Source organism: Streptomyces sp. NPDC102467 (genome assembly GCF_044765445.1).
In the GTDB taxonomy this organism is placed as follows: domain Bacteria; phylum Actinomycetota; class Actinomycetes; order Streptomycetales; family Streptomycetaceae; genus Streptomyces.
The window spans coordinates 184,772-199,188 of record NZ_JBIWKA010000019.1; the positions used below are offsets into that span (position 1 = coordinate 184,772).

Annotated in this window: 13 protein-coding genes; 6 read left to right on the forward strand and 7 right to left on the reverse strand. The window is 68.2% G+C overall.

All coding sequences use genetic code 11. The annotated features are described in order from the left end of the window. Positions 1–77: 77 nt before the first annotated feature. From ACIREE_RS34595 to ACIREE_RS34620, 6 genes are all read right to left on the reverse strand, one after another. On the reverse strand, positions 78–1,682 hold the full coding sequence (locus ACIREE_RS34595; RefSeq protein ID WP_404161307.1) for a bifunctional 3-(3-hydroxy-phenyl)propionate/3-hydroxycinnamic acid hydroxylase: 1,605 nt from the start codon (positions 1,680–1,682) through the stop codon (positions 78–80). 37 nt (positions 1,683–1,719) lie between these two features. Then, positions 1,720–2,799 (reverse strand): zinc-binding alcohol dehydrogenase family protein, encoded by a 1,080-nt coding sequence (locus ACIREE_RS34600; RefSeq protein WP_404161310.1) that lies wholly within the window; start codon positions 2,797–2,799, stop codon positions 1,720–1,722. A gap of 100 nt (positions 2,800–2,899) precedes the next feature. Next, positions 2,900–4,171 carry an acyl-CoA dehydrogenase family protein gene (locus ACIREE_RS34605; RefSeq protein ID WP_404161313.1) on the reverse strand — a complete coding sequence of 424 codons (1,272 nt, stop codon included), beginning with the start codon at positions 4,169–4,171 and terminating at the stop codon, positions 2,900–2,902. Between the two features lie 110 nt (positions 4,172–4,281). Further along, on the reverse strand, positions 4,282–4,788 hold the full coding sequence (locus ACIREE_RS34610) for a flavin reductase family protein (RefSeq protein ID WP_404161316.1): 507 nt from the start codon (positions 4,786–4,788) through the stop codon (positions 4,282–4,284). Positions 4,789–4,847: 59 nt separating this feature from the next. Continuing rightward, positions 4,848–6,035, reverse strand: coding sequence for a CaiB/BaiF CoA transferase family protein (locus tag ACIREE_RS34615; protein WP_404161319.1), 1,188 nt, complete (start codon positions 6,033–6,035; stop codon positions 4,848–4,850). Continuing rightward, positions 6,032–6,409 carry a cupin domain-containing protein gene (locus ACIREE_RS34620; protein ID WP_404161322.1) on the reverse strand — a complete coding sequence of 126 codons (378 nt, stop codon included), beginning with the start codon at positions 6,407–6,409 and terminating at the stop codon, positions 6,032–6,034. Before ACIREE_RS34620 ends, ACIREE_RS34615 begins: the two co-directional genes overlap by 4 nt. Before the next feature lie 645 nt (positions 6,410–7,054). Between ACIREE_RS34620 and ACIREE_RS34625 the strand changes: the two genes are divergently transcribed. From ACIREE_RS34625 to ACIREE_RS34650, 6 genes are all read left to right on the forward strand, one after another. Next, positions 7,055–7,576 (forward strand): nuclear transport factor 2 family protein, encoded by a 522-nt coding sequence (locus tag ACIREE_RS34625; protein WP_404161325.1) that lies wholly within the window; start codon positions 7,055–7,057, stop codon positions 7,574–7,576. 84 nt (positions 7,577–7,660) lie between these two features. Further along, on the forward strand, positions 7,661–8,548 hold the full coding sequence (locus ACIREE_RS34630; RefSeq protein WP_404161328.1) for an SDR family oxidoreductase: 888 nt from the start codon (positions 7,661–7,663) through the stop codon (positions 8,546–8,548). Further along, the gene (locus ACIREE_RS34635) at positions 8,545–9,096 is read left to right on the forward strand and encodes a nuclear transport factor 2 family protein (RefSeq protein ID WP_404161331.1); all 552 of its coding nucleotides are present in this window, start codon (positions 8,545–8,547) and stop codon (positions 9,094–9,096) included. Before ACIREE_RS34630 ends, ACIREE_RS34635 begins: the two co-directional genes overlap by 4 nt. Before the next feature lie 84 nt (positions 9,097–9,180). After that, positions 9,181–10,407 (forward strand): acyl-CoA dehydrogenase family protein, encoded by a 1,227-nt coding sequence (locus ACIREE_RS34640; protein WP_404161334.1) that lies wholly within the window; start codon positions 9,181–9,183, stop codon positions 10,405–10,407. A 159-nt stretch (positions 10,408–10,566) separates the two neighbouring features. Continuing rightward, positions 10,567–11,409: a TetR family transcriptional regulator gene (locus ACIREE_RS34645; RefSeq protein ID WP_404161337.1), complete on the forward strand. Its 843-nt coding sequence runs from the start codon at positions 10,567–10,569 to the stop codon at positions 11,407–11,409. Positions 11,410–11,485: 76 nt separating this feature from the next. Continuing rightward, on the forward strand, positions 11,486–13,762 hold the full coding sequence (locus ACIREE_RS34650; RefSeq protein WP_404161340.1) for a CocE/NonD family hydrolase: 2,277 nt from the start codon (positions 11,486–11,488) through the stop codon (positions 13,760–13,762). A gap of 90 nt (positions 13,763–13,852) precedes the next feature. Here ACIREE_RS34650 and ACIREE_RS34655 read toward each other — a convergent pair whose 3' ends face one another. After that, entirely contained in the window at positions 13,853–14,374 is a 522-nt protein-coding gene (locus tag ACIREE_RS34655; protein ID WP_404161380.1) for a tyrosine-type recombinase/integrase, read from the reverse strand. Between the last annotated feature and the right edge of the window lie 43 nt (positions 14,375–14,417).

The following is a 14,417-nucleotide window of genomic DNA, read 5'->3' on the forward strand; positions in this document are numbered from 1 at the left end:
ATTTCCTCGTGGAAGAACCCCGCCTCGCTTGGGCGAGCCGGTCACTGATTCGTCGATCCCCTCAGGTGTCGATCCCGTCAGGTGGAGGGTGATCCGAGTGCCTGACGCAGAAGGGAGACGAAGCGCGGGATGTCGCAGTGGCGGCCGGCCGCGAACACATAGAAGTCCGGCCGGGCCAGGAAGGCCTCACACTCGTGCTCGGTGAACCAGCGGTCGTAGGCACCGTCAAGGTCCTTGAGCGCACGCACGCCCGACACGTCGGCGACCACGCCGCCGATCTGCCAGAACCAGGACGCGTCCTCGTCGTCCAGCGATTCGGTGGGGTCCCCGACCCGGCTGATCAACTGCCAGCCACCGCCGACGACGTCGTCGAACAGGCCCTCCCAGTCGGCGATCCGGACACGTCCCTGCGGCGCGAGGCGCCCCTCGTCACCCCCGCTCCCGACCGTCAATGACGGCTCGCCAAGGCGCGGGTGCGGGGGCTCCCGTGTGGCGGCATCGGGATCGAGCGAGCGCCTCTTCATCTCGGCATCCCGGGCGGCAGCCCGGTCTACGTCGAGTTCGCAGATGACCCGGCCTGCGGACACCGCCTCGTCGATGATCTCCCGTACGTGGCCGATGCGTTCGGGCCCGTACGTGTCGAGCACGTCCGGTGCCGCAAGGCCGTGGTGCACCATGCCCATCCGCCACGACAGGGCTCGCGCGTCGCGCAGGCCCGCGCAGAGCCCCTGGCCGAGGAAGGGCGGCATGAGATGGGCCGCGTCACCCGCGAGGAAGACGTTCCCCTCACGCCACGCGTGCGCCCACCGGCCCCGGAACGTGTACACGGCGTGCCGCTCGAGCAGGGCGGTCTGCGGTGTCACGCCCCAGGGCGCCATGAGCTGCCAGGCAGTGCGCTCCCGCCCCAGTTCCTCGACGGTCATGTCCGCGCGGCGCATGAACTCGAACCGCCGCCGCCCCGGCCCGCTGTTGACCGCGGTCGCCGGCTGCGCCGGGTCGCAGTACTGGGTGACGAAGGCGCTCCACTTCTCCTCGGCCAATGGCCGGTAGTCCACCACCAGCCAGTCGGCCTCGAACCCCGAATCACCGACACCGATGCCGAGGCCGGAGCGGACGGCGCTGTTCGCCCCGTCGGCGCCGACCAGCCAGCGCGCACGGACGCGGACAGCCTCGTCCGGCCCCTCGGTGGGAGCCACCTGGACGAAGACCTGCCCGTTGCCGCGATCCTGCTCCAGCGACTGGAAGGTCCATCCGCGGTGGACCGTCACGCCCGGGGTCGCGAGCGCCAAGTCCTCGAGGGCTGACTCGAGTTCGGGCTGATGGAAGCCGTTCGTGTTGGCCCACCCCGACTCGGCGATCCTGTTCCAGTCGATGGCCTGGAGCAACTCGCCCTCGCCGTTGCGGAACTCGTACCCGCCTCGCTCGCCCTGCGACGGCTCGAACAGATCCGCGTGGTCGGCCATGAGCCCCGCGGCCTGGAGGATGCGAAGCGCCTCATGGTCGATCGTGCACGCCCGCGGCAGCGGATACCGCCTCGGCCGGCGTTCCACGACGGACACCCGCAGGCCTGCCCGCCCGAGGAAGACGGCAGTCAGCAGACCGACGGGCCCGCCACCGACCACCACGCAATCGACCACCGGCCGCAGTGGCGCGACGGGATGCGGCTCAGGTCGCGTCGTCATGTGCGCTGCTCCCGGCTGCGAGTCTGGATGGGGTGGATCACGGACGTGTGCTCCGATCGGGTCGGGTCGGTGCCGGGGCGGGGTGCTCCGGGAGTCCACTGTCCTGAGGCAGGACAACGGACTTGGCGTGTGGCGAGCCCGCCTGCGTCCGCCACGCCGTGGGGAGGTCCGCGAGCGGGAAGGTACGGACGTCGACCCGCAGTTCGCCGCGGGAGAGGGCGGCCCACAGCCAGGTCAGCGCCGCCCGCTTGGCGTGCAGCGGGGTGTGCAGACCGGCGAAGCCGGACAGGGTGAGCTGCTTGCCGCGCAGGAGCCCGGCCGGTATTTGAGCGGTTGCGCCGGCCGGATTGCCGACGTTGACCACCCGAGCCCGTGGCGCGCACACCTGCAACGCCGCCTCCAGCGGCACCCCGTAGACGCCGTCGAGGACGACGTCCACCGGCCCGGCCGCCGCCCGCAACCGCTCTGCCAGCTCCTGGGCGCTCTCGCCCGCGCGCAGATCGACGACGGTATCCGCGCCGAGGTCCGGCAGGCGCTCCAGTGCCGCGCGGTCGCGGGCGACGCCGACCACCCGGCCCGCGCCGCGCCGGTGAGCCACCTGGACCGCGAGTTGCCCGACCGCGCCCGTGGCTCCCAGCACAAGGACCGTTTCCCCAGTGCGCAGAGCGGCGTCCTCGACCAGAGGCATGTACGCCGCCGTGCCGGAGTTGCCGACGGCAGCGGCCTTGACCGGATCGAGCCCTTCGGGCAACGGCAGCAGATCGTCGTCGTCGACAAGCATCCGCGTGGCGAGGGAACCGGGAGTGTCGGGTGAGGCGTGGCATTCGGCGTAGACCCAAGTGCCGGGCTTGTGCAGGTCGGAGTCGAGCACGACCCCCACGCACTCGCTGCCCGGGACGTACGGGGCCTCGTGGCGCACCGAGTGGAACGTCCCGGACGCGATGACCAGGTCCAGCGGGTTCAACGGCGCGGCGACCACCGCCACGACGGTGGTACCGGGCGTGCGCGGCGGCAGTACGACCGAGCCCACTCGTGGCGCGGCGCCCGGGGCGTCGACGACCGCCGCCCGGATGCCGTCGCGCGAGTCGGTGTTCTCGTACGATGGTGTGCTGCTCATCGTTCAACCTCCTTCTCTACGAACGGTGTTGGGGCGCGCGGGCCGGCGCGGAAAGCGGCGTGTGCCGGAGGGCACGGCGTTCAGTCCCTGGTCCAGGGAGTCAGGCGTCGTTCCTCGGGGCGGGCGGGGCGAATCGGTCCAGGGTGGTGATCCCCGCGAACTTGTGCGGCTGGGCGCCGGCCATCAGCCGTCCGTAGTTCTCGGAGAGGGCCTCGAGGTTGAGCGCGCCGTGCAGGGTGATGACCCGTGCGTCGCGCCAGGCCCGCTGGATCGGCTCGCTCTCCATGATCGCGGTCGAGCCGGAGTTCCTCTGCAGCAACTCGACCGCCTCCGCACACCATTTGGCCGCGTAGGCGGTTTCGACCAGGACCCGGGCGCTGAACATCTGCATGTACTCGCCGTCGGCGGGCGTGCCGGCGGCGGCCAGCGCCCCGAGCCGGTCGGTCTCCTCGGCGTTGGCGCGTGTCATTGCCGTGGCCGACTGGATCTTGGAGTGCACCTCGGCGAGCATCAGATGCGTCAGGGGCGCTTCCAGCTGGTTCTTGTACGTGGTGCCGCGGACGGGCCGCCCGGCGGAGCGTTCCAGGAACCGCTCCAGCGCGCCCCGGGCGATGCCGATCGACATGCCGGCCATGAGGCTGAACGCCCAGCCGAGTGAGGGCGCCTTCCACAGGGAGCCATCGAGGCCGTTGTCGAGGGCTGCGCCGACGATGTGGCGGAAGTCGACGCCGCGGTACTCGGGGACGAAGAGCTCCTCTTGGGCCAGTGTCATGGAGACACTGCCGGTGGCGCGCATGCCGGCGACCTTCCAGTCGTCGAGGAACCGGAGTTCGTCGCGCGGAACCTGAAGGCCCACCAGGTAACTGCCCTCGCCGTCGTCGGCGATGCAGCCGAGGTTCGTGTAGGGCGCCCAGAGGGAGTCGCTCCCGAAGGTCCAGGGGCCGCCGGAGACGATCCAGCCGCCGTCGACCCGCCTCGCACGTCCCCGTGAGGCCGGGAAGTGGCTGGAGCCCGCGACCCGCGGGCCGACCCATTCGGGGGCGTAGAGCTCCCTGACGACGCGGGCACCCGAACCGGCGGGGATCCAGTTGGTGGAGGCTCCCACCCACACGATCCATCCGCACGAGCCGTCCCACCTGGAGACCTCACAGACGACATCCAGCTGCTGGCGGACGCTCAGTTCATGACCGCCGTACTCGGCGGGGCTACCGATGGCGAAGGCGCCGGTGGCGTCCAGGTCGGCGATGGTCTCGTCCGAGACACGGCCCGCGCGTTCCGCCTCCAGCGCGCGCTCGCGCAAGGTCGGCCCGAGCGCGCGGACCTTGTCGAGGATCGCTGTCAGCCTGTCGGACGTGTCATGGGACGCACTCATCGACGTCATCTCCTCTGCCTTTCATGGGGACTTGTCGCCCCATGGGGACTTGTCGTTCGTAGGGGACGGCCGCGGTCTGGGCGACCGGGCCTGAGAGGTGCGTGGCAGGCTCAGATACTGGCCAGACGCCGGAAACGGCTCGCGTGGAAGACCAACGGGGAGGTGTCCGGGGCCACGCTGAGACCGAGAATCCGCAGCAGCACGATGTCGTGGTCCCCGCAGGTGACTTCCTCGTGGATCGTGCAGTCGAGCCACAGCGTGGCATCGTCCACGAAGACGCTGCCGTCGTCGGAGGCGAACCAGTCCGTTCCGGCGAACCGGTCCCCGTCCTTGCTCGCCAGTCGTGCGCAGATCTCGTCCTGCCCCTCGGCCAGGACGCTCAGACCGAGGCGGGGCTGCTCGCGCAGCTTCGGCCATGTCGTGGAGGTGTGCTGGATGCACACCGAAACCAGGGGCGGCTGCATCGACACGGACGTGAACGAACTCGCGGCAAGACCCACGGGCTCGCCGTCGTTTCGGGCGCACACGGCGGTGACCCCGGAAGGGAAACACCCGAAAGCCCGCCGCAGTTCATGCAGTTGATCCGGGGCCGCCGTCACCGGCTCGATACCTCGCACTGCAATCTCCTTCGTATAGACCATGTGATGAGCCGTCAGTAAATGGAGTGCGTCTGCGTCTACGACTGGGGGGTCTTCAGCCAGTCCCGTACGGCGTCGGCATCGGCGCCGAGAACCGGCGGCGGGCAGTGGTCGACGCGGGTCGTCTCGGTCTCGGCCCCCGCGGTGTCGACCGCGAACGTCCGCAGAGCCGAACCCGGCAGGCTGAGCTTTCCGACGCCCTGATGCTCGACGTCGATGACGAGCCGCTGCGAGCGGGTCTGCTCCCACTCGTAGACCTCGTCGAGACTGCGGACCCGGCCGGCCGGAACACCGGCGTCGGAAAGCCGCCGCAGCAGCTCGTCCGGTCCGAGGTCCGCGAACACGGTCTCCAGGAGTTCGGTGACGCTGTCGCGGTGGGCCACCCGGTCGGCGTTCGTGGCGTGCCGGGGGTCGTCGGCGGTGATCCCGAACGTGTCGCACAGGCGGTGCCACATGGCGTCGTTCCCGCAGGCGATCTGCACACTGCCACCCGCGCACCGGTACAGCCCGTAGGGCGCGATGGTCGGGTGGTGATTGCCCTGCGCGGAACCCACCTCGCCGGCCACGGTCCAGCGTGTCCCCTGGAAGGCGTGGGCCGCCACGACGGAGGCGAGCAGTGAGGTGCGCACGATCTGACCCCGGCCGGTGCGGTCGCGTTCCCGTAGCGCCGCGAGCACGCCGAACGCGCCGTTCATGCCGGCGAGCAGGTCGGCGATCGGTACCCCGATCCGCTGGGGGTGGTCCGCGTCCGGTCCGGTGAGGGACATCAGCCCCGCCTCGCCCTGCGCGATCTGGTCGTACCCGGCGCGCCCGGCCTCGGGACCGTCGTGCCCGAATCCGCTGATCGACAGCAGTACCAGTCGCGGGTTGAGTTCCATCAGCCGTTCGGTCCCGAACCCGAGACGTCGCAGCCCGCCGGGCTTGAAGTTCTCCATCAGCACGTCCGCTCGCCGGATGAGCCCGGCAAGCACCTGCGCGTCCTGGTCACGCTTCAGGTCGAGCGTGATCGACTCCTTGTTCCGGTTGCAGGACAGGAAGTACGTCGATTCCGTGGCTTCGCCCTCGGCGTGGACGAACGGCGGTCCCCAGGACCTGCTGTCGTCCCCGGAGGGACTCTCGACCTTGATCACACGGGCCCCGAGGTCCCCGAACATCATCGCGGCCTGGGGTCCCGCGAGCGCACGGGAGAGGTCGACGACGAGCAGCCCGTCGAGAGGCCCGCTCATGACCGGGCCCCGGCCGTGTTGTCCGTCTGTCCGGCCGCGGGGTTGGGCCGGATCACCAGCATGCTCGCGGGCAGATTCGTACGGTTCTCGACGCTGCGGAGCGTCCCGGTCGTGAGCCGCGCCGCGTCCAGGGGATGCAGGTCGTGGGTGGCGCCCTCGGAGTCGAGAGTCAGTGTGCCGGTCAGGACGATGTACAGCGTCTCCGCGGGGACGGGGGACATGTCGGCGCAGCCGCCGGGGAGATAGTGCGACAGGGCCGCCGTCACAGCGCCGTCGTAGTCCTTGCCACCGAAGAGATGGACGGGGCCGACGCCGTGGTGGCCGGCGGGCTGGAAGGGCTGAGCGTGTGTGAGCTGGGTGATGTCGATCGGCACGGTCGTGGCACTCGATTCTGGCTGGACTGCGGATCAGGTACGCGCGGCGGCTGAGACCGTCCAACGGCGGGCGGGGCTGCCGGCAAGGGCGTCGGTATCGGCTGCCCGTAAGGGCTCGCGGCGACAAGAAGGTCGGGGCGGGGGAGGGGGCGGCCGGAAGGAAGGGTGGCGTTGCGAGGAACCGTAGGAGTCAGCCTCGTAAAGTGTCAACATTTTCTGCGAGACCCATCGGAGGGTGGTCTGTCGCGTGGCATGGAGGGGCAGGTTATGTGTCGGCCGACGATCGACTTCCCCCTCTATAAACTCCAGGTGACTTGAGGTCGCTGCGTGTTGTCGACCTAGTGCCGCACGTCTCGACGTTGAGGTGCGCGATCATCCACCTCACGCCAAAGTGTTGACAGAATTTGAGACGGCTCCTAATGATGGACCCCATGCCCGTCACCCCGCCCGACGGCTCCGAACCGTCACCGGGAGGGCGGAAGCCCGACGGGCCGGTATCGCGCGTCGGGCCGCGCCTCACACCCTGATCACGGAGTGTCCGGCCCGGGGTGAGCCGGCGATGCGCATGCGACGCAACACGAGGAATCCGCCGCCGTGAGCGGGGACTCCGATCCATAGGCGACTTCAAGGACGAGGAGCGCAAGCATGGTTGAGCACGACAAGGCCGCCATCATCGAGGCCCTGAACCTTTACGGACTGGCACTCGACGCCCACCGATGGGATCTGTTCGACCGTGTCTTCACGGAGGACGTGATCGCGGAGTTCGGCCCGGCCGGAGCCGCCTGGACCGGACTCGCCGATTTCAAGCGCTCCTTCGGCGAGTTCCACGCCCGCCTCGACAGTCATCAGCACACGATGATGGGCCAACTCGTGCAGGTGGACGGGGACAAGGCCCACGCGTTCAGCTACGGCAACTGGCTCCTGGTGCGCGAAGCGGCCGAAGGCGGGCCTACGTGGCAGGGCACAGGCTGGTACGACGACGAACTCGTGCGGACCGACCGTGGATGGCGCATCCGCCACCGTGTCTGCCGGCTGATGTCCTGGACCGGCAACCCTCTCGTGCCCGAGCCCGACGGTGAACACAACCCGGACATGCAGACGAATGTCCTGCGTGAGCACAGCGATGCCGGGGCGGTCAAATTCCTGCGGGCCATCCAGCCTGGGTAGTCGCGTACGCGCGCATATTTCCCGTCTGGCCGACCAGAGGGAAGTCGACGAGCCCAGCCAGGACGTACCTGAGGAGAAACATTCGTGATACTCGTGACAGCGGCAAACGGCAATCAAGGAAAATTCTTGATTCCGCGGCTCCTTGCGGCTGGACATGCCGTCCGTGCTTGCGTCAGATCCGAGGCGTCGGCGGAATCTCTCCACTTCGCCGGCGTGGCCGACGTCGTCGTCGGTGACATCACAAACCCTGACTTGTTGGGCCGCGCCATGCGCGGGGTGAAAAAGGTCTACTACGTCGGGCCGACCCTGCACCCACAAGAAAGGGAGATGGGCTTTGCCGCCATCGACGCCGCGCGTACGGCGGGCGTAGAGCACTTTGTCTTCAGTTCTGTGCTGCATGCGATTCTCGCTGATCTGACGCAACATGAGGTCAAGCGCGACCTTGAGGAGTATCTGTTGTCCTCCGGGCTGGAGTTCACCATCCTCCAGCCTGCCAACTACATGCTGCGCCACAGGTTGAGGCCCGTACTGGAGCAGGACGTATTCCGTCTCTCATGGGCGCTCGATCGGCACCAGTCGATGGTCGATCTGGCCGACGTGGCGGATGTGGCCACGGCTGCCCTGTCCGATAGCGGGCGTCACGCCGGGGCCACCTACGAGCTGGCCGCACCCGGACGCTACACGGCACACGAGATCGCGGAAGTCCTGTCGGAAGTGCTGGGGCGCAGGATCTCTGCCCAGCAGATCGACCCCGACGAGTTCACCGGAGCGTCTCTCGGGCCCGAGCATCTGAGCCGTTTCCCGTACCAGACCATGGCGGCGCGTGCGATCAGCAAGCGATACAGCAGTCACGACTTCATCGGGAACTCCAACGTGCTCACCTGGCTGCTCGGTCGAGAGCCGACCAGTTTCCGGCAGTTCGCCGAGCGGGAGATGAAAACCCTTCAGGCGCAGAAGAAGGGAGGAATATGAACCTCGAAGAGCTGGGCGCCCGCGCGGAAATTCATGACGTGCTGTTGCGCTACTGCCGCGGTCTCGACCGGGTGGACATGGGCTTGGTGCGTGGTGTTTTCCATGACGACGCATGGGTGCAGTTCCCGGAAAGCCTGCACGTCGGATCCGTCGAAGGATTCGTCGACTTCCTTGCAGGTGAGATGCCGCGATTCGTGCGCACCATGCATAATCTCGGCAACAGTCTGGTCGAGTTCGACGGTCCCGACATCGCGCATGTCGAGACCTATCTGAACGCCTATCACCAGGGCTCGGAGAAGCACCATTGGAAAGGTGACTACGTCAAACTCTGGGCGCGCTACCTGGACCGGTTCGAGCGGCGGGACGGTGTCTGGCTGATCTCCCGCCGCAGGCTCCTCGTCGACTGGATGTACAAGTACCCCGCCGACGGATGGTTCGACGACCACCCCGACGCCTCGGTCGACATGCGGAACGGAAGCGACCCGAGTCTTCGCCCGGTGGCCGGCTTCCACGGGACGCCGATGGCGAAAGAGGACTGGCCCAGCTGACTCGCTCGCCCGCATCGCCGCGGCCGACGTCATGGTGCCGCGGCGGTGTGTGCACGCGAGAACAACCAGGAGGTGATGAAGTCAATGACGACGAGCATCAGAGCGGACATGGCTCGACCGAAGGCCCAGGAGATCGTCGACCGCGTCGTGGAGTTGCGGCCCTGGTTTCGCGAGCACCAAGCCGTCGCCGAGCGGCAGCGACGTATCCCCCAGGAGAGCATCGAGCGTCTCGACGCGGCCGGTGTCTTCGGCCTGACGACGCCGAAGCGGTTCGGCGGAGCGGACTTCACGACGCGGGAGCTGCACGACATCTTCCGCGCGCTCGGTTCGGGATGCGGGGCGACGGCCTGGATGGTGTGGGCCGCCGCGGGCGGAAACCTGTGGAGCTTCGCCTTCGACGCGGACGTCGTCGCCCCGGTGTACGAGGCGCCCTGGGTCGGTAACCGCACGTTCGCGGTGGGCGGCACCAGCCGTCGCATGGCGGGGACCGCGCGGCAGGTGGACGGCGGCTGGATGATCGAGGGTGCGTGGCCGTTCTCCACCGGGAGCGTCCACGCGTCCCACGGCTACCTCGCCGTGTTCTACGACGACACGGACAACGCGAAGGTCGGCATGGTGCTCGTCCCGAAGGAGTCGCTCGTCGCCCGGGACGACTGGGACGCGATGGGGATGGCCGCCACGGGCAGCCAGACAGTGGCGACGGACGGCGAACTGTTCGTTCCCGACGCGCACTTCAGCACCCCGAAGCGGCTCACCGAGCGGATCATCGAGCTCACCGAACGGGGCGAAGGGCCGCGCCGCGGGGGCCTCGCCCGGTCGCTCGTCACGGGCGCGGGCGTGGCCCTCGGCATGGCTGACCATGCCCTGGAGGTGTTCCTGGGTGCGGTCGGAAAGCGGAGCATCCCGTACTCCCCGTACGCGAAGCAGGCGGACGCGCCGATCACGCACCTGACCGTCGGCCGCGGGCACACCCAGATCCGGGCGGCGGCCGCGGTGGCCGACGCGGCGGTGGCCCGGCTCGACCAGTGGGAGGCCGAGGAGACGGAGCCCTCCGAGTACGACACCCTCCAACTCCACACCGATGTCGCCTACATCTGGGACGAGTGCAGCTCCGCCGTCGAGACGCTCTTCCGGGCTTCCGGCGCGTCGGCGATCACCAAACGGCAGCCGCTTCAACTGATCGCGCGCAACTGCCGCGCGGGCAGCCTGCACGCGGCGCACGGCATCGACACCTGGACGGAGAACATCGGACGGGCGCTGTGCGGAGTGGAGGCGGAGTCATCGGCAGGCGTCCTCGAACGCCGGTCGTAGCGCGTCCAAGCGCGGTCGTAGCGGATCCAAACGCCGGTCGTCGCGGGTCGAGAGGGCGGGCGAGGGCCCGCGTGCCACGCGTGCGGGGGAAGCCGAAGGCTCGGACCAGGCATGGGGTCCGCTTGGTGTGACACGTGAGTAGAGAGTACATTTATCTACATGTCACGTACCAATGACTCAACGACTGGACAGGTCGTCGCTCCGGACATCGTCAGGGCCACCCTGCGGGCCGCGGAAGCCCGTGGCGTTTCCGCGGCCGAGGTGACCCTGCGGGACATCGCCCAAGAGGCCGGGATCTCCCGCAGCACTCTGGTGCGCCGGATCGGCGGCAGTCGGGACGCCCTGGACGAGGCGCTGCGCGCCGCCGGGGTCGAGCCAGGTGGACGCAAGCCGGTCAGGGAACGGGCGATCGAGGTCACGGGCACCCTGATCAGCACGCAAGGACTCGGCACGGTGACGTTCGAACGCGTAGCGGCGGCGGCCGAGTGCTCCGTTCCCAGCCTCTACGCGACCTTCGGGGGACGCGACGAACTCCTGCGCGTGGTGTTCGAGCGCTACAGCCCCACCCTCGATGTCGAGGCACTCCTGGCCACGTCGCACGGGGACCTTGCGGAGACCGTGCGCCGCCTCACCCGTCTCATGGTCGACACTCTGGAACGCGAGCCGCGTGTCCTGCCGGCCCTCCTGGCCGAGGTTTTCGCCCGCCCCGGCGACGACAACGTCCGGATGGTCTTCGAGACGCTCACCCCGCGCCTGCTGGCCGGCCTCGGCGCTTGGCTCGCCGGAGAAGTCGCCGCAGGCCGTGTCCGAGATCTGCCGCCCATGCTGCTCACCCAGCTGATGACCGGTCCGGTCTTCCATCACTTCTTGCTGCGTCCCGTCGTCAGTCAGGTCGCCGCGGCAGACCTGCCCGGAAAGGAAGAGACCATCGAGACGTTCGCGCAGGCGTTTCTCCGAGCAGTGGCCCTGCCGTCGACCGACGACGAGGACCGGCAGGCGTAGCACGCCGACCGGCGAGGCATGGGGGAGCCGTGCCGTCGCCCGACTCAGTCAGCACCTCAGATCAGGAGGTTCCAGCATGCTCCGCACCGGAGTTGTCGCAGGTCCCGTCAGCGGTATCAAGTACGAAACGCCGAGTTGCTCCGGCCTGACGAACGAGCGGGGCGAATTCCAGTACCGCGACGGCGAGCGCGTGGCCTTTCTCCTCGGCGAGACCGCGATCGGAACCCTCATGGGTGCCCCTCGGGTGAACCTGACCCAGATGGTCAGCCGTGTCGACGGAAGCCCGCACAAGCTCAAGGACCCCGGCCTCACCAACATCGCCCGTCTGGTCTTCACCCTCGACCGTGAAGGAGCGCGCGACCACGGCACACGCATACCCGCCGAGGTCCACGACATCATCGGCGACCGCCCGTTGGACTTCCGCCGTGACATCGCCTTCGCCGGCCGCGAGGACGACGAGATCCAGGCGTTCACCGAGGACCCCGTCGTCGTCTCGCTGCTGGCCGACCTGAACAGCGCAGGTGTCTTCGAGAACCGCACACCACGGCAGCTGTGTTCCCCCGCCGCCGCCCGCAACGAGCTGCGCCGCAACGCGATGGGCATCCGCCGTTTCCGCGACGTCAAGATCCCCCTCAGTAACGGCTCGCACCTCTACGCCGACGTGTTCCGCCCCGCGGAGGACGGCGAACACCCGGTGATCATGGGCTGCGGTGTGTACGGCAAGGCGTTCAACCACCACTCCATCTGCGATGACGCCGACCTGGAAGCGCACGAGCAGATGGAGGACGAGTACTTCCACGGCAACGCCGACGGGCTCCCCTGGGAGAACCACGAGACCGTCAACACCGCCGTATGGGTACCGAACGGCTACACCGTCATCCGGGTGGACGGTCCCGGCAGCGGCAAGAGTCCCGGCACGCTGGCACCTTGGGGCATCGCCACCGCGGAGGCCTACAAGGACGCCATCGAGTGGGCGGGCGAACAGCCGTGGTCCAACGGCAACGTCGGCCTGTGGGGCATGTCCTACCTCGCCGTCACCCAGCACGCCGTGGCGAGCCTGCAACCCGCCCACCTCAAGGCGATGGTCGCCATCGGCACCGACATCGACCTGTACGAGCAGGTCGCCTACAACGGCGGCATCCTCAACGAGGAATTCTTCCCGCACTGGTACCGCAACGGCCTCGTACCGGCCGTGTGCGGTGAACTGAACGCCGTGGACTTCCTCAAGACCATGCGGGACAACCCGTTCAAGGACTCGGACCCGGAGGCCATCTTCGGGCCGCGCGCCGAAGTCTTCATGAGCCCGGACATGAGCGGCGTGACGGTGCCGCTCTGGGCCGTCGCGGCCACCACTCATGTGAGTCACCTCCACCAACTGGGCAGCAGTGAGACCTACTTGGGCACACCAACGCCGCACAAGAAGCTCGACTTCTGGGAGGACTGGCTGGTCAAGTCCTACGCCGAGGAGTCCGTGGCCGACCACGTGGCCTTCTTCGACCACTGGCTCAAGGGCATCGACAACGGCATCATGGACAAGCCGCCCATCCGTCTCGAGATACGCACCGGCAAGGGCGCCTCCTACATCCAGGAGGAGGAAGAATGGCCGATCGCGCGGACCCGGTACACCAAGTGGTTCTTCGACGCCGCCCCCTCCGACTGGAGCGGCGACGGCGTACGCGGCGACTTCCTCCGCATGTCGCCGACGCCGCCCAGCGAGGAGGCCCGCGCGAGCTACTCCGCCGAGGTCCGGCTCGCCGACGCGGCACTCGGCCCCGAAAGCCTGCGCGGCGACGCCGAGTCGACGGCCACCGATCCGCGGACCACCGGTGTCTCCTTCATCAGCGACCCCGTGACCGAGGACCATGTCCTCGCGGGGTACGGGAGCGTCAAGCTGTGGGTCTCCGCCGACAGCCAGGACATGGACATCTACGTCTCCCTCCGTGTCATCGACGAGAAGAACAGGGAAGTCGACTACTCCGGTCCCACGACGATGGGGCTCAAGACCGCGCACTACCCACTGGCCAAAGGCTGGCTGAAGGCCTCACACCGCAAGCTCGACCTCGCACGCAGCACCGAGTACGCGCCGAAGCACACCCACCTCAAGGCTGACCACGCACCGTTGAACGAGGGTGAGGTCGTACCGGTGGAGATCGAACTCATCCCGCACACAGGCGTCGTACGCAAGGGACACCGCATCCGCATCGACATCCAGCCCTACGACGGCCAAGGCCACGGCACGCACCACGCCTACGACCCGAGCTATCACACCGGCACGACCAACACCCTCCACACCGGCCCGGACCATACCGCCCACGTACAACTGCCAGTAGTCCCACGCCAATCTCAGCGCTGAAACGCAGAGCGCTGTTGGCGTATCGACTCGAGCTGCCCGCGAAGTTAGGCAGTCAAAGGACCGGCCGGTAGAGGAGCCAGCGGCGCTGTACTACCGCGGATGGCGTCGTATGGACATCAACGGGGCTTCAGAACTCCGAGGCAGAATCATGCACTTGACTGGGGGGCAAGGGGTCGCAGGTTCAAATCCTGTCGTCCCGACCAGCTTTTTGCAGGTCGGAGGCCGTTTCTGCCGTTTGGCAGGGGCGGCCTTTTTCATGTGTGGTCGTCGGGTGGTCGTAACCCGGTCGTTGGTGCCTAGTTTGTGCTGCTGGGGCGTACGCGGTGTGTGGTGTGGTGGTCGTGATGTGGTCGCGTGTCGTTCCTCGCGGTCGAGTGCGGCGGCGATGGCGTCGACGGCCTGGTGGGCGGTGCGTCGGGTGAGGTGGGCATAGATGTTCGCGGTGGTGGAGATGCTGGAGTGCCGTGCGGTCTGGGAGACGGTCCACAGGCTGACGCCTTCGCTGATGGCTGTGGTGACGGCGAGGTGGCGCAGGTCGTGGAGGGTGCAGCGGGGGACACTGAACCGTTCCGGGTTCGGTAGGGACTCGATCGTTTGAGAGGATCGAGTCATGGCACGTCCTTCCCAGTACCCGCTTGAGCTGCGCCGTCGTGCG

What these genes read in the sequence shown, in the direction of transcription:
- ACIREE_RS34595 (WP_404161307.1), bottom strand. Translation starts at nt 1,682, where the DNA reads ATGACGACGCGACCTGAGCCGCATCCCGTCGCGCCACTGCGGCCGGTG.
- ACIREE_RS34600 (WP_404161310.1), bottom strand. Translation starts at nt 2,799, where the DNA reads ATGAGCAGCACACCATCGTACGAGAACACCGACTCGCGCGACGGCATC.
- ACIREE_RS34605 (WP_404161313.1), bottom strand. Translation starts at nt 4,171, where the DNA reads ATGAGTGCGTCCCATGACACGTCCGACAGGCTGACAGCGATCCTCGAC.
- ACIREE_RS34615 (WP_404161319.1), bottom strand. Translation starts at nt 6,035, where the DNA reads ATGAGCGGGCCTCTCGACGGGCTGCTCGTCGTCGACCTCTCCCGTGCG.
- ACIREE_RS34625 (WP_404161325.1), top strand. Translation starts at nt 7,055, where the DNA reads ATGGTTGAGCACGACAAGGCCGCCATCATCGAGGCCCTGAACCTTTAC.
- ACIREE_RS34635 (WP_404161331.1), top strand. Translation starts at nt 8,545, where the DNA reads ATGAACCTCGAAGAGCTGGGCGCCCGCGCGGAAATTCATGACGTGCTG.
- ACIREE_RS34640 (WP_404161334.1), top strand. Translation starts at nt 9,181, where the DNA reads ATGACGACGAGCATCAGAGCGGACATGGCTCGACCGAAGGCCCAGGAG.
- ACIREE_RS34645 (WP_404161337.1), top strand. Translation starts at nt 10,567, where the DNA reads ATGTCACGTACCAATGACTCAACGACTGGACAGGTCGTCGCTCCGGAC.
- ACIREE_RS34650 (WP_404161340.1), top strand. Translation starts at nt 11,486, where the DNA reads ATGCTCCGCACCGGAGTTGTCGCAGGTCCCGTCAGCGGTATCAAGTAC.
- ACIREE_RS34655 (WP_404161380.1), bottom strand. Translation starts at nt 14,374, where the DNA reads ATGACTCGATCCTCTCAAACGATCGAGTCCCTACCGAACCCGGAACGG.